The organism is Streptomyces venetus (assembly GCF_039540295.1).
In the GTDB taxonomy this organism is placed as follows: Bacteria; Actinomycetota; Actinomycetes; order Streptomycetales; family Streptomycetaceae; genus Streptomyces; species Streptomyces venetus.
On the sequence record NZ_BAABET010000006.1, the window covers coordinates 335,555 to 350,905 of the forward strand.

Genomic DNA, 15,351 nt, shown 5'->3' on the forward strand with positions numbered 1-15,351 from the left:
TCGCACCATGCCGTCAGGTCTTCGCGCACGTCTGAGATCCACCCTCACAGCCGTCCTCACCGCCGCGGCGCTGCTCGCGCCCACCGCTCCGGCCGGTGCGCAACCCGCCGCGGCCTTATCGGAGTTCGATCAACAGATCCTCTTCAAGGCCTCCCAGGACCCCGGCTACGCCTGCTTCCGCATCCCGGCGATCGTGCGGACCACGGCCGGCACGCTGCTGGCCTTCGCCGAGGGCCGTGTCCTCAACTGCGCAGACGCGGCCGACATCGACCTCGTCGTCAAACGCTCCACCGACGGCGGCCGCACCTGGGGACCGCTCCAGGTCGTCAACGAGGGCGCCGGCGACACCCACGGCAACCCGGCGCCCCTCGTGGACCGCAGGACCGGCCGGATCCTGCTGGCCGAGACGTACAACACCGGCCGTACGGACGCCGGCAGCTGCACGATCCCCTGCGACCGCACCCCGCATCTCCAGTACAGCGACGACGACGGCCGGACCTGGTCCGAGCCGCGCGATCTGAGCGACCAGATCCTGCCCGAGAACTGGAACTCCTGGTACGCCACCGGGCCCGTGCACGGCATCCAGCTCACCCGCGGCAAGCACGCCGGGCGGCTGGTGTTCGGCGTCAACACCGAGACGTGGGACGGCAGCCGGGTCACCGCGAACCACGCCGCGCTCATCGTCAGCGACGACGGCGGCGACCACTGGCGGGTCGGCGCCACCGACTCCTGGCCCATAGCTCAGGACGGCACGTTCCGGCAGAAGCCATCCGAGGTGACGCTCACCGAACGCGCCGACGGCGCCATCCTGGTCAGCGGCCGGGAACAGGACGGCACCGACCTGGGCCACCGCTCCCAGACCCTCAGCCTGGACGGCGGCGCCGGCTTCGCCACGCCCTTCCGCGACCTCCCGGACCTCTACACCCCGCAGGTCCAGGGCGCGACCCTGCGCCTGGGCGGGCGGATCCTGCTGTCCGCACCGGCCGACCCCGACCGCCGCCGGACGATGATGGTCCGCTCCTCCTACGACGGCGGGCGCACCTGGGACAGCGTGGACCGGGGCACGGTCGTCACCACGGACTGGTCCGGCTACTCCGACATGGCGGCGGTCGACTCCTCGACGGTGGGCCTGCTGTACGAGGGCGGGGCGGTCGACGCCCGTGACGAGATCCGCTTCGCCCGTTTCACCGAGGACTGGCTGAAGCCGCGCCGCGGCCGCGACCCGACCACCCGCGACGCCGCGCCGGGCGCCCGGCCGGCGGCCGTGCTGGGCGGTGCCCGGCCGACGACCGGCGTGCGCGGCGGTGCGCTGTCCTTCGACGGCGGCGACGACGCCGTACGCCTGCCGTACCGCTCCCGGCTCCCGCTCGGCGAGGGCGACTTCACGGCCTCGCTGTTCTTCCGCTACACGGCCACGACCGGCGAGCAGCCCTTCCTGTGGATGGGCGGCATCGGCACCACCCAGCCGCAGATCTGGCTGCGCGGGGAGCCGGCGAGCGACCGGGTCCGCGCTCTGATCACCACCCGCTCGGGCGCGACGACCGTGCGGACCGCCTCGGTGTCGACCGCCGGCGCCCACAACGACGGCCGCTGGCACCACCTGGTCCTGCGGCGCGGCGGCGGGAACCTGACCCTGTTCCTCGACGGTTCGCCGCTGAGCACCCCGGACGTGGCGGGCTCGGTCAGCCGTAACTCCCCGTTCGGCGTGCACATCGGCCAGCGCATGGACAGCCGGGCGTTCCTGACGGGGGCGGTCGACGACGTCCGTGTGTGGGACCGGGCCCTCTCCGACGAGGAGCTGGCTTCCGGCGCCGCGGGCGCCGCGGCGAGGGGCACGGTGCTGTGGCTGCCCATGGACCAGGTGAGCGGCAGCAACTAACGTCACGGCACGTGCCCGACGACGCGGGAACAGCACGAGCACGACAGCGCACGGGGACCGGGATCGGCCTGCTGCTGGTCCTGGTTCTCGGGGCCGCGCTGCTCATCGCCCTGCCGGAGGACGAGAGTCCGGACGACGGCGGCACCTGCCGGGCGCGCACGGTCCGCTCCTGGCAGGCGGACGACGGCCTCACCGCCGAGTTCGCCCGCTACGGCGACGACGCGAGCCGCAGCGACGACTGGACCGGCGGCGACGGCACCCACTCGGTGCGGTTACCGGACGGCCGGGTGCTGTGGCTGTTCTCGGACACCTATCTGGGCCGGGTGTACGGCCCGCCCAACCCGGCCGGCGAGTCCCACGCCTGGCGGGACACCACCGCCCCGCTGGTGCGCAACTCGGCCGTGCTGATGCGCGACGGCCGGCTGGAGAGCACCCTGCCCGCCCCGCTCTTCGCCGACCCGGCTCCGAACCAGTGGCGCTGGCCGGTCGGCGCCCGGGTCGAACCCCGCACCCCCGGCTCCTCCGAGCAGGTCGTCCGGGTCCTGCTGTGGGTGCGCACGGCCGGCCAGGCCCCGTGGATCTACGGCGTGCCCACCGCCACCGAGGTCGCCACCCTGACCCTGCCCGGCCTGCGTCTGGAGTCGATCGTCAGGGTGCTCGACCAGCAACTGGTCCCCGACCCGTCCCGGCGGGTGCTGTTCGGCACGACACTGGTCGAGGAGGACGGCTGGACGTACGTCTTCGGCGGCGACGACGGCCGGGCCGCCTCCCGCCCCGCCTCGCACGCGTACGCGGCCCGCGTACCGGAGGGCGGACTCGCCGACCCGGCCGCCTGGCAGTACTGGAGCGGCTCGGCGTGGGTGCCCGGTGCCCGTCCCCGGCCGGTGCTCGGGGACGGGCGGCGCAAGGGCGTGGGCAGCGCGTTCTCGGTCGTCCGGGACGACGGGACGTACATGCTGTTCACGATGGCCACGGGCACGAAGGGGCTGACCACCGTGGCGTCGTACTGGGCGTGCTCCCCGGCGGGGCCCTGGCACGGTCCCGTGAGGGAGTTCAGCCCGTCGCTGCCGCGGGGTCAGGTGGCCGCGTACAACCCGCAGGCCCACCCGGTGCTGAGCGGCGACGGGCGTCTCGTGCTGAGCTACGACGTCAACTGGCTGGAGACGACAGGTGCCGCGGCCCAGCTCAGCCGGAACGTGTCCCTGTACCGACCGCGGTTCGTGACGCTGCGGCTGGCTCCGGAGCGGTGACCTCCGGAGCCGGGTCGTGCGAGCGGCGCTTGGCGATCACGGCGCAGACCATCAGCTGCATCTGGTGGAAGAGCATCAGCGGCAGCACCGCCAGCGAGGCGTGCGCGCCGAACAGGACGCTCGCCATGGGCAGTCCGGCGGCCAGGGACTTCTTCGAACCGGCGAACTGCAGGACGATCCGGTCCTCCCGGCCGAAGCCCAGCGCCTTGCCGCCGTACCAGGTCAGCAGCAGCATCACGGCGAGGACGACGGCCTCGACGGCGAGCAGTCCGGCCAGCCGGACCGGGCTGACCTGGTGCCAGATGCCCTGGACCATGCCCTGGCTGAACGCGGTGTAGACGACGAGCAGGATCGAGCCGCGGTCCACCAGCCCGAGGACCTTCTTGTGCCGGGTGACGAAGCCGCCGATCCAGCGGCGCAGCAGCTGCCCGGCGAGGAACGGCACGAGCAGTTGCAGCACGATCTTCAGCAGCGAGTCGGCGGAGAACCCGCCTCCGCTGCCGCCGAGCAGCGAGGCCGCGAGCAGCGGGGTGGCGAGAATGCCGACGAGCGAGGAGAAGGAGCCCGCGCAGATCGCGGCGGGCACGTTGCCGCGTGCCATCGAGGTGAAGGCGATCGACGACTGGACGGTCGACGGGACGAGCGTGAGGAAGAGCAGGCCCTGGTAGAGCGGGTCGGTGAGGATCACCGGCACCAGCCCGCGGGCCGCGAGACCGAGCAGCGGGAAGACGACGAAGGTGGCGGCCAGGACCGTGACGTGGAGCCGCCAGTGCCGCAGGCCGTCCAGCGCCTCACGGGTGGAGAGCCGGGCTCCGTAGAGGAAGAACAGGAACGCGATCGCCGCCGTGGAGGCCCCGGACGCGACGTCGGCGGCCGACCCGCGCGCCGGGAACAGTGCGGCGACACCCACGGTCGCCAGCAGGAGAAGGACGAACGGGTCGATCGGCATCCGGCGCGGCCGGCGCAGGCGTTTCACGGTGCTCCACTTGCTCGGTAGGTACGTACGTGCGGTACAGGGCCGGGGTGGCCCCCTCCCATCCTGCTCCTCGACCCGGCCATCGGGAATCCCGTACACCGCTCTCACTGCTATCGCGTCTCGCGATGACAGGCGCTAACCTGGCGCCATGTACGACCCGTCCCATCTGCGCACCTTCCTGTCGGTGGCGCAGACGCTGAGCTTCACGCAGGCCGCGCGGCGGCTCGGGCTGCGGCAGTCCACGGTCAGCCAGCACGTACGACGGCTGGAGGACGCCACCGGCCGGACGCTGTTCAGCCGGGACACGCACTCCGTGGAGCTGACGGAGGACGGGGAGGCCATGCTCGGCTTCGCCCGCCGGATCCTGGAGGTGCACGAGCAGGCGACGGCGTTCTTCACGGGCACCCGGCTGCGCGGCCGGCTGCGGTTCGGCGCCTCGGAGGACTTCGTGCTGACCCGGCTGCCCGAGATCCTCGAGGGCTTCCGGCACGAGCATCCCGAGGTCGACCTGGAGCTGACGGTCGAGCTCTCGGGCACGCTGCACGAGCAGCTCACCGCCGGAAAGCTGGACCTCGTCCTCGCCAAGCGGCGGCCCGAGGACCCGCGCGGCGAGCTGGTCCGGCACGACAGGCTGGTGTGGATCGGCGCGGAACGCCTCCGGCTCGACCCGGACCGCCCGGTGCCGCTCATCGTCTATCCGCCGCCGGGCATCACCCGCGCGCTCGCCCTGGAGGCTCTGGAGCGGCAGGGCCGTGAGTGGCGGGTGGTGTGCACCAGCGGAAGCCTCAACGGTCTGGTCGCCGCCGCCCGGGCGGGCCTCGGCGTGATGGCCCACTCGCGCGGCCTCATCCCGCCGGGCCTGGTCCGGGTCCCGGACCGCGCCGGGCTGCCGGAGCTGGGGCAGGTCGACTTCGTCGTGGTGCACGGTCGGCGGCGCCCCTCCGCGCCGGGCGCCGCGGACGCCCTGGCCGCCGCGATCCTGGCCGGCGGCGACCGGCTGCACCGCAGCTCACGCAAGGGTCTGTGACAACCGGAGTGACGGAATCCGCCGCCGCCGCGCTGACAGAAGAGACCACTTTCGCGCCGCCCCGCACCGCGCCCGGAGTCGTACAGATTCGGTGGAGATTACGGCACCGAAACTTACGCAACCGTCAGGATTCTGTCCGACCCTTCCCCGTGTGAGCGCTTTTTCCCTCACTGACCAGCGCCGACGAGAGTCCTGCTCACCTGCGACCCCCCTCCCGCACCCAGGTCCCTTGGGGTAGCTTTCACGGCGCTGTGCGGAGCGTCACTCAACAAAAGCGCTGAGGAGCGGGGAGCGGGGTTTGCGCGAGTTCACCAACCCTCCGTTGGCGTTGGCACCTCCGGTGGGCGGTCTGGCCGACGTGGTCTTCGAGCATGCCCGGCAAGAGCCGTTGCACATCGCGCTGGGCCGCAAGGACGAGACGGGGCACTGGCGGGACGTCACCGCCGCCGAGTTCCGTGACGAGGTCCTCGCCCTGGCCAAGGGCCTGCTGGCGAGCGGCATCCGGTTCGGCGACCGGGTCGCGATCATCTCCCGGACGCGGTACGAGTGGACGCTGTTCGACTACGCGCTGTGGACGATCGGCGCCCAGGTCGTGCCGGTCTACCCGACCTCCTCGGCCGAGCAGTGTTTCTGGATGCTGTACGACGCCGAGGTGACGGCCGCGATCGTGGAGCACGAGGACCACGCGATGACGATCGCCACGGTCATCGACCGGCTGCCGCAGCTGCGGCGCCTGTGGCAACTCGACTCGGGCGCCCTGCACGAGCTGTACGACGCCGGCGCCCACCTCGACGACGAGGTGGTGCACCGCCACCGGCAGGCCGTCACCCCCGACTCGGTCGCCACGATCATCTACACCTCGGGCACCACCGGCCGCCCCAAGGGCTGTGTCATCTCGCACGGCAATTTCATGCACGAGGCGGACACCGTCATCGAGCGCTGGGAGCCGGTGTTCCACTCCAAGCGGGGCGACGAGGCCGCGACGCTGCTGTTCCTGCCGCTCGCCCACGTCTTCGGGCGGATGGTCCAGGTCGCGGCGATCCGCGGCGGGGTGAAGTTCGGCCATCAGCCGCAGCTGAACGCGGCGGCCCTGCTGCCCGACCTCGCCGCGTTCAAGCCGACCTTCTTCCTGGCCGTGCCGTACATCTTCGAGAAGGTGTTCAACGCGGCCCGCCGCAAGGCCGAGAAGGAAGGGCGCTCCGGCCCCTTCGAGAAGGCCGTGGACATCGCCATCAAGTACGCGGACGCGATCGAGGCGAAGACCTGGGGCATCGGTCCCGGCCCCTCCGCCGGCCTGCGCATGCAGCACCAGCTGTTCGACAAGCTCGTCTACACCAAGATCCGCGCCGCGATGGGCGGCCGCATCCGGCACGCCATGTCGGGCGGCTCGGCGATGGACCGGCGGCTCGGGCTGTTCTTCGCCGGGGCGGGCGTCCACATCTACGAGGGCTACGGCCTGACGGAGTCCACGGCCGCCGCGACCGCCAATCCGCCCGGACGCACCCGTTTCGGCACGGTCGGCCAGCCCATCCCGGGCATGACCGTGCACCTCGCGGACGACGGCGAGATCTGGCTGCACGGCGCGAACGTCTTCCAGGGCTACCTCAACAACCCCAAGGCCACCGATCAGGCCCTGCACGACGGCTGGCTGGCCACCGGTGACCTCGGCTCGCTCGACGAGGACGGCTACCTCACCATCACCGGCCGTAAGAAGGAGATCCTGGTCACATCCGGCGGCAAGAGCGTTTCACCCGGTGTGCTGGAGGAACGTGTCCGTGACCATCCCCTGGTCAATCAGTGCATCGTCGTCGGCAACGACCGCCCGTACATCGCCGCGCTGGTGACCCTGGACCAGGAAGCCGTGGAGCACTGGCTGGCGATGCGGGGCAAGCCGCAGCTGTCACCGGTCGAGCTGGTGCGCGACGCGGATCTGGAGACGGAGGTGCGGCGCGCGGTGGTCGCTGCCAACACCCTTGTCTCGCAGGCCGAGTCGATCCGCACCTTCCGCATCCTGGCCCAGCCGTTCACCGAGGAGCACGGGTTGCTGACCCCGTCCCTGAAACTGAAGCGCAAGGCGATCGAAAAGGCGTACGAGAACGAGGTCGAGGCGCTGTACCGGGCGTGAATGCCAGGTAACAGGGGATTTGTACGTCTGAATTCTCCCGTCAGGAATGCATCACGGCTCGTGATCGTTGACGATGGGAGCACATCTGACCACAAACCGAAGGATCGAGAGCTCGTGAGCAAGGTCCCCCCGATCACCCTGAACAACGGCGTCGAGATGCCCCAGCTGGGCTTCGGTGTCTGGCAGGTGCCGGACGACGAGGCCGAGTCCGCCGTGACGACGGCGCTGGAGGCCGGGTACCGCAGCATCGACACAGCGGCGATCTACGGCAACGAGGAGGGCACCGGCAAGGCGATCGCCGCGTCCGGTCTCCCCCGCGAGGAGCTCTTCGTCACCACCAAGCTCTGGAACGCCGACCAGGGGTACGACTCCACGCTGCGCGCCTTCGACACGTCGCTGGAGAAGCTCGGCCTGGACTTCGTCGACCTGTACCTCATCCACTGGCCGATGCCGGCCCGGGGTACCTACGTCGACACCTACAAGGCGTTCGAGAAGCTGCACGCCGACGGCCGGATCCGGGCCATCGGCGTCTCCAACTTCCTTCCCGAGCACCTGGAGCGGCTGATCGGCGAGACGTCGGTCATCCCGGCCGTGAACCAGATCGAGCTGCACCCGCACCTCCAGCAGAGCGCCGCCCGCGAGTACCACGCGGAGCAGGGCATCGCCACGGAGGCCTGGTCCCCGCTCGGCCAGGGCAAGGGCCTGCTGGAGGTCCCGGCGATCGTCGCCATCGCCCGGAAGCACAACCGCACCCCCGCCCAGGTCGTGCTGCGCTGGCACATCCAGCTGGGCAACGTGGTGATCCCGAAGTCCGTGACGCCGTCCCGGATCAAGGAGAACATCGAGGTCTTCGACTTCAGCCTGGACACGGAGGACCTCGCGGCCATCAGCGCCCTCAACGAGGACCGCCGCCTGGGCCCGGACCCCGCGTCGTTCGACGGAGCGTGAGCTTCCACGACTGCCCGCAGCTCGCAACCGAGCTGCGGGCAGTCGTGCCGGTGGCCTCAGCCCTCTCTCACACCGGCTGCCCCACCGGCCGCACGACCACCGTGTTGACGTCGACCCCCTCCGGTTGCCGCAACGCCCAGACAACCGAGTCGGCGATCTGCTCCGCGGTCAGCAGGTGCCCCGGGGGAAGGCTCCCGTAGGAGTCCCAGAACGGCGTCTCCACCCGCCCGGGCGCGACCAACGTCACCCCCACACCTCACTCGGTCACCTGACGGCGCGTGTTCTCGGCCAGTCCGGTCACCGCCCTCCCCCACTCTCGGCTGCGCTCGAGCGGGCGGTGCCCCCATCGTGGCCCCGTAGACGTTCCCCGGCCTGTGCACGAACCCGGCGACACTGCCGACGAGCACGATCCGCCCACGCGTCTCCTTCAGCGCGTCGATGGACGCCCGTATCAGCAGCGCCGGACCGAGGACGTTCGTCAGCACCATGTCGGTCCAGCCGGCCGGATCCCCCTCCGCCACCGTGTCGTGCGTGGCGAAACCGGCGTTGGCGACGACCGTGTCCAGCCGGCCGAACGCCTTGACGGTGGCGTCGACCGCCGACCGGACGTCGTCGTACACGGCGGTGTCCCCGGCGAACGTCAGCAACTCCCCGGGACGGCCGAGTTCCTCGGCGAAGCCCCGCAGCCGCTCCTCCCCACGCCCCGTCACGGCCACCCGGTGCCCGGCGTCCAGCAACTGCCGCGCGACGGCGGCCCCGATTCCGCTGCCGCCGCCGGTGATCAGCGCGACCCGAGACTCGGACGTGGATTCCCCCTGTGGTGATGCGGTCGGATGTGCGATGCCGGGGAGTCCATCACTTGAAGCGCTCTCGAAGTCAAGGCCCGCGCCGGACGGCACTAGACCGCCCGCACGGCCGTGTGCACGGTGTGGGCCTCCAGGACGAACAGGTCCGGGCGGCGGTGCACGCTCGCCTCGTCGTCGGGGTCGAGGAGCCGGTCGAGGGTGGCCAGGTCCTCGGCGTCGAACCCGTCGGGGATCCTGTCGCGCATGTGCGTCAGGGACGCGGCGACATAGGCGCGGGCCCGGTCCGAGACCGGTGCGGGGAGGTCCAGGAGGAAGCTGTGCGTCCTGGCCGGCTTCAGCCCCACCGCGGCCAGCAGACCCGGCCAGTTCTCCGTCTCGGCCACATGCCCCGGCAGTTCGTGCCGCATCCGCGTGAACCACTCCTCCTCCAGCGCGTCGAACCGCGCCTGGAGGCCGGGCCGCCCGATGCCGATGTCACGGGGCAGGAACCGCCGCGGTAGTCCGCCCTCCAACAGGGCCAGGGTCCCGCCGGGCGCCAGCCGGGCCGCAAAGGCGGCGAGCGCGGCCCGCTGGTCACCGAGGTGATGCAGGCTGCGGCTCGCCCAGAGCAGGTCGGCCGGGTAGTCCAACTCTTCGAGAATGTCGGGCAGTTCACCGGCGATCGTGCTGAAGCGGTCGGCGACGCCCTGCCGCTCGGCCCGCTCCCGGGCCCGCTCCAGCAGCGGCTCCGAGCCGTCCACGGCCACGATCCGCGCGGCCGGGAACGTCTCGGCGAACAGACACGACACCACCCCGGGCCCGCTGCCCGCGTCGACGATCAGCCCGGGTGCGGTCACCTCCTGCGCCAGCCAGCCCAGAGCCCGCTCGTACAAGGGCGCGAACAGCTCCGCCTGGGACTCCAGCATCGGGCCCACCTCGGCCCAGTCGATGTCCGTGTGGCCGTGCCCGTGTCCGTGATCGTGTTGGTGACGTTGGTCGTGCTTGTGGCCCTGGTCGTGACCGTGGTCGTGCTTGTGGCCCTGGTCGTGGTCGTGGTCGTGCGCCATGGTGGTCAGCCTCTCGCTCGGATGCCGTCAGCCTGCGCCGACGCACCGGGAAGAGCCACCACTGTTGCCGCTCCCGCAAAATCCGCCGGGGCCGGAGCCCCGGCGGATCCCGTGGGGACGGGGTGTCAGCCGCTCAGGACAGCGGCGGGTACGCGTTCTGCATCAGCTGCCGGAACTGGGCGGAGAACCACTGCCCGGACAGCGGCGCGTCCGGCAGGGCCCCGGACATGTGGTTGTTGTTGCGCGGGTTGCCTTCATAGGTCGGGTCGCACATGCGGTCGAAGCCCTTGCCCTCGTCGTTCGGGATCGCCTTGCTCGACCCGTCGGACTCGCCCGGGGGCTTCATCCACACGTACGCGTCGATCCCGGCGGCCGGAGCAGCCTTCGGGCGCTCGCCGAGGCCGGCTCCGGACTGGTTGCACCAGTTGCCGGGGTGGATGCGGCGGTCGTAACGGCCGCCGTCGACATAAGTGTCGACGGAGGTCTGCGCACCGGGGCCGGTGGGCCGGGCGGCGCCGCCCCAGCCGTTGCGGGAGGTGTCGATCAGCATGCCGATGCCGGAGTTGAAGCCGGCCGAGATCAGCTGGTTGCGGAAGCCCTGGGCGAAGGACAGCTCGTCGACGTAGCGGTTCCAGTCGACCCACTTCGACTCGCGGACGGACTTGCCGGCCACGTTGTCGTTGATGGTGAAGTTGTTCTCCTTCAGGGCGCTGTAGTTCGCGGTGTTGGTGATGAAGCCGTGGACGTCGTTGACGGTCGCGCCCTCGGCGGTGGCCGCCTCCTTGAACAGGGTCGCGGAGGGACCGAAGTTGTCGTCCCAGCCGATCCAGCCGTGGTGGCCGGCGTCGACGTAGTTGTAGACGTTCGGCACGTCGCCGAGCTTGTTCAGCGCGTAACCGACACCCTTGACGTAGTTACCGTTGGCCTTCATCACGTCGCACTGCGGGACGGCCGTGGGGCGACTGCCGGTATTGGTGACGAGGTTCGGCAGCGAGTCGATCTCGACCGTGGTGACGATCCGCAGCGAGGAGTACTTCGAGTCGGCGAGGATCGCCTTGATCGGGTCGATGTACTCCGTCTTGTAGCGGCCGATCTCGTCGGGCTTCAGCTCGCCGTTGGAGGCGAGGGCGGAGCAGTCACGGCCGGGCAGGTTGTAGATGACGAGCTGAACGACCAGCTCGCCGGAGCCCTTCTGGCGCAGCGCCTCGTCGAGGTGGGCGCGCAGGCCCATCTTGCCGCCCGCACCGTTGATCGCGGCGATCCGGTCCAGCCAGACGCCGGTCGGCTGGTTGGAGACGCGGCTGCCGCCCGGCTCGGCGGCGGCATGGGCGGACCACTCCGGGTTCACGTACACCTTGGCGCCGGCGTAGGGGTTGTCGACCCGGTTGGACGGGCCGCCGGGGTCCGGCGGGTCGGTCGGTCCCGGGTTGCCTCCGTCGTCGACATTGCAGGTCACGCCGTCGAGGGTGAAGGTGGCCGGGACGGCGTTGCTGCCGCTGTAGCTGCCCTGGAAGCCGAAGCTGACCGAACCGCCGGTCGCGAGCTGGGCGTTGTAGCTCTCGTTGGCCGCGGTGACCGCGGCACCGCTCTGGCTCAGCTTGGCGTTCCAGCCGCTGGTGACCTTCTGGTCGCCGGCGTAGGACCACTTCAGCGACCAGGAGGACTTGGCGGCACTGTTGTTGGTGACGGTCACGGCGGCGGTGAAGCCGGTGCTCCACTGATTCTGGATCTTGTAGTCGACGGTGCAGGGGACGGCGGCGGTGCCGACCCCTCCCGGGTCGACGGCGAACGCGGTGCCGGTGGCTCCGGCGACCAGGGCCATGGCGGCCAGTAACGCTGTTCTCGTGCGGCTCATGAGTGCGGGGATCCCTTTCGGTGGTGGGGGTGTCAGCCGTTCGGGACGTGCTCCGACAAGGACATGAGGAACTCGGCACCTACGCTCGCGCAGCCGGGGACGACCGCGCTGGGGGCGGCTCCAAGTACTGAACGCGAGGGGTGTCGCACGGGCGACTCCGTGCAGGTCGGGCATGCCGTGACGGACGCGTCGACTGATGGAATCGCTCCCACTGGTGTCAAGGAAGGTAGCGGCAAGTGTCGGCAAAGAACAGGGGAGTCGCTGACTTTCGCTCAACACGGGGCGTCGAATCTTTTCGACTCTTCAAGGCCCTTGACCGATTCCGCACCCGTCCTCACGATGGGAGCGCTCCCACTGGTTCAAGCCTTGACTTCTCCGAGCCGCAAGGAGGAACCAGCACCATGCATCCCCCACCCCGGAGACGGGGAGTGGTGCGGCGCGTGTGGATCGCCGCCGTCGCCGCTCTCGCGCTTCCGTTGACGATGCTCTCCTCAGGGTCGACTCCCGCGCAGGCGGCCGCACTTCAGTGCAGTGTCGATTACAAGACCAACGACTGGGGCTCCGGCTTCACCGCGGACCTGACCCTCACCAACCGCGGCACGGACGCCATCGACGGCTGGACGCTGACGTACGCCTACTCCGGCAACCAGAAGCTGGGGAACGGCTGGAACGGCAGCTGGTCGCAGTCCGGCCAGACCGTCACCGTGAAGAACGCCCCCCACAACGCACGGATCGCCGCGGGCGCCGCCGTCTCGACCGGCGCCCAGTTCACCTACAGCGGCACCAACACCGCACCGGCGTCGTTCTCGGTCAACGGCACGGTCTGCGCGGGCGCGCACCAGCCGCCGATCACCGTGCTGACCAGCCCGGCCGCGGGCGCCGTCTACACCCAGGGCGCGGCCGTCCCGCTGGCGGCCACCGCCGCCGCCGCGGACAACGCCACGATCAGCAAGGTGGAGTTCTACGACGACACCAGGCTGCTGGGCACCGACACCAGCGCGCCCTACGCGCTGTCCGTCTCCGACCTGGCCGTCGGCAGTCACTCCCTGGTGGCGAAGGCCTACGACAGCACGGGCGCCTCGGCCGACTCCACCCCGGTCGGCATCACGGTCGCCTCCGGTCCCACCGTCGTCGCCTCCCCGCTCCAACTGGGCGTCCAGTCGGGCAAGTCGGGCACCTACGAGGTGAAGCTGTCCAAGCAGCCGGCGTCCAACGTGACGGTGACGTCGGCCCGCGCGAGCGGAAACTCGGGCCTGTCGGTCTCGGCCGGCGGCTCGCTCACCTTCACCCCGCAGAACTGGAACACCGCGCAGAAGGTGACCGTCTCGGCCGCGAACTCCGGTACGGGCTCCGCCGTCTTCGAGTCGACGGCCGCGGGCCACGCCAAGGCCTCGGTCACCGTCACCCAGCTGGCGGCGGCGAAGACCTACGACGCCCGCTTCCTGGAGCTGTACGGGAAGATCACCAACCCGGCCAACGGCTACTTCTCCCCCGAGGGCATCCCCTACCACTCGGTCGAGACGCTGATCGTCGAGGCGCCGGACCATGGTCACGAGACCACGTCGGAGGCGTACAGCTACCTCCTGTGGCTCCAGGCCATGTACGGCAAGGTGACCGGCGACTGGTCCAAGTTCAACGGCGCGTGGGGCCTCATGGAGAAGTACATGATCCCCACCCACGCCGACCAGCCGACGAACTCCTTCTACAACGCCTCCAAGCCGGCGACCTACGCGCCCGAGCTGGACACCCCCGACGAGTACCCGGCCAAGCTCGACACCGGTGTCCCGGTCGGCCGCGACCCGATCGCCGCCGAGCTGAAGAGCGCGTACGGCACGGACGACGTCTACGGCATGCACTGGCTCCAGGACGTCGACAACGTCTACGGCTACGGCAACGCGCCCGGCAAATGCGAGGCGGGCCCGTCGGACACCGGCCCGTCGTACATCAACACCTTCCAGCGCGGCGCGCAGGAGTCGGTGTGGGAGACGGTGCCGCAGCCGACCTGCGACGCCTTCAAGTACGGCGGCAAGAACGGCTATCTGGACCTGTTCACCGGTGACGCCTCCTACGCCAAGCAGTGGAAGTTCACCAACGCCCCGGACGCCGATGCCCGGGCCGTGCAGGCCGCCTACTGGGCGGACCTGTGGGCGAAGGAGCAGGGCAAGGGCGGGGACGTCTCCGCGACGGTCGCCAAGGCGGCCAAGATGGGCGACTACCTGCGCTACTCGATGTACGACAAGTACTTCAAGAAGGTCGGCAACTGTGTCGGGCCCTCGGCCTGCCCGGCGGGCACCGGCAAGGACGCCTCGTTCTACCTGATGTCCTGGTACTACGCCTGGGGCGGCGCCACCGACACCTCGGCCGGCTGGGCCTGGCGTATCGGCTCCAGCCACGCCCACGGCGGCTACCAGAACCCCCTGGCGGCCTACGCGCTCAGCAGCTACGCCCCGCTGAAGCCCAAGTCGGCGACGGGCGCGGCCGACTGGGCCAAGTCCATGGACCGGCAGCTGGAGTTCTACCGCTGGCTGCAGTCGAACGAGGGCGCCATCGCGGGCGGCGCGACCAACAGCTGGCAGGGCCGGTACGCGACCCCGCCCGCCGGGAAGTCGACGTTCTACGGCATGTACTACGACGAGAAGCCCGTCTACCACGACCCGCCGTCCAACCAGTGGTTCGGCTTCCAGGCGTGGTCCATGGAGCGGGTCGCCGAGCTGTACCAGCAGACGGGGAACGCGCAGGCCAAGACGGTCCTCGACAAGTGGGTCGACTGGGCGCTGTCCAAGACCACGTTCAACCCGGACGGCACGTTCCGGATCCCGTCGACGCTGCAGTGGTCGGGCCAGCCCGACACCTGGAACGCCTCCAGCCCGGGCTCCAACAGCGGACTGCACGTCACCGTCGCCGACTACACGAACGACGTCGGTGTGGCGGCCGCGTACGCCAAGACCCTGACGTACTACGCCGACCGCTCCGGTGACACGGAGGCCGCGGCGGCCGCGAAGAAGCTGCTCGACGGGATGTGGGACAACCACCAGGACGCCCTCGGGATCGCTGTTGCGGAGAGCCGGGCGGACTACAACCGGTTCGACGACAAGGTGTACGTCCCGAGTGGCTGGACGGGGACGATGCCGAACGGTGACGCGATCAACTCGTCGTCGACGTTCGACTCGATCCGGTCCTTCTACGAGGACGATCCCGCCTGGTCGAAGATCGAGAGCTATCTGGCCGGTGGAGCCGTTCCGTCGTTCACGTACCACCGGTTCTGGGCTCAGGCGGACATCGCCTTGGCCATGGGTTCGTACGCGGAGCTTCTCGAATAGTCCCCGCCGGGCGCTCCGCGGGTGGGCGGCTGTCGTCTGCGGGCCGTATGTGGCTGGTCGCGCAGTTCCCCGCGCCCCCAAGAGTGCGTCCGAAGCTCTGCGTACGTGGCCCTGCACCT

The 15,351-nt window shown here is 70.5% G+C and carries 9 protein-coding genes and 1 pseudogene; 6 read left to right on the top strand and 4 right to left on the bottom strand.

Translation table 11 applies throughout. From position 1 onward, the window contains the following. The first annotated feature begins 7 nt into the window (after positions 1-7). On the top strand, positions 8-1,879 hold the full coding sequence (locus tag ABEA82_RS21600) for an exo-alpha-sialidase (protein WP_345663218.1): 1,872 nt from the start codon (positions 8-10) through the stop codon (positions 1,877-1,879). Between the two features lie 11 nt (positions 1,880-1,890). Then, the gene (locus tag ABEA82_RS21605) at positions 1,891-3,129 is read left to right on the top strand and encodes a DUF4185 domain-containing protein (RefSeq protein ID WP_345663219.1); all 1,239 of its coding nucleotides are present in this window, start codon (positions 1,891-1,893) and stop codon (positions 3,127-3,129) included. Here the strand turns inward: ABEA82_RS21605 and ABEA82_RS21610 are convergent. Continuing rightward, positions 3,065-4,078, bottom strand: coding sequence for a bile acid:sodium symporter family protein (locus ABEA82_RS21610; RefSeq protein ID WP_345663477.1), 1,014 nt, complete (start codon positions 4,076-4,078; stop codon positions 3,065-3,067). The genes ABEA82_RS21605 and ABEA82_RS21610 overlap by 65 nt on opposite strands. A 175-nt stretch (positions 4,079-4,253) precedes the next feature. Here ABEA82_RS21610 and ABEA82_RS21615 point away from each other — a divergent pair, with 175 nt between their 5' ends. The 3 genes from ABEA82_RS21615 (at position 4,254) to ABEA82_RS21625 (ending at position 8,205) form a co-directional block, all read left to right on the top strand. Beyond that, positions 4,254-5,132, top strand: coding sequence for a LysR substrate-binding domain-containing protein (locus tag ABEA82_RS21615; protein WP_003994165.1), 879 nt, complete (start codon positions 4,254-4,256; stop codon positions 5,130-5,132). Positions 5,133-5,430: 298 nt separating this feature from the next. Then, the gene (locus tag ABEA82_RS21620) at positions 5,431-7,257 is read left to right on the top strand and encodes an AMP-dependent synthetase/ligase (protein ID WP_345663220.1); all 1,827 of its coding nucleotides are present in this window, start codon (positions 5,431-5,433) and stop codon (positions 7,255-7,257) included. A gap of 156 nt (positions 7,258-7,413) precedes the next feature. After that, the gene (locus tag ABEA82_RS21625; RefSeq protein ID WP_345663478.1) at positions 7,414-8,205 is read left to right on the top strand and encodes an aldo/keto reductase; all 792 of its coding nucleotides are present in this window, start codon (positions 7,414-7,416) and stop codon (positions 8,203-8,205) included. 67 nt (positions 8,206-8,272) lie between these two features. On the opposite strand, the pseudogene ABEA82_RS21630 reads toward ABEA82_RS21625, so the two are convergent. The 3 genes and pseudogenes from ABEA82_RS21630 to ABEA82_RS21640 all read right to left on the bottom strand — a co-directional run bounded on the left by ABEA82_RS21630 (position 8,273) and on the right by ABEA82_RS21640 (position 11,912). Beyond that, a pseudogene (locus tag ABEA82_RS21630) lies at positions 8,273-9,047 on the bottom strand (SDR family oxidoreductase). 56 nt (positions 9,048-9,103) lie between these two features. After that, entirely contained in the window at positions 9,104-10,057 is a 954-nt protein-coding gene (locus tag ABEA82_RS21635; protein ID WP_345663221.1) for a class I SAM-dependent methyltransferase, read from the bottom strand. A 133-nt stretch (positions 10,058-10,190) separates the two neighbouring features. Beyond that, entirely contained in the window at positions 10,191-11,912 is a 1,722-nt protein-coding gene (locus ABEA82_RS21640) for a glycoside hydrolase family 6 protein (protein ID WP_345663222.1), read from the bottom strand. Positions 11,913-12,313: 401 nt separating this feature from the next. On the opposite strand from ABEA82_RS21640, the gene ABEA82_RS21645 reads away from it, so the two are divergent. Further along, positions 12,314-15,232, top strand: a complete 2,919-nt coding sequence (locus tag ABEA82_RS21645) for a glycoside hydrolase family 48 protein (protein ID WP_345663223.1) — start codon at positions 12,314-12,316, stop codon at positions 15,230-15,232. Positions 15,233-15,351: the final 119 nt, after the last annotated feature.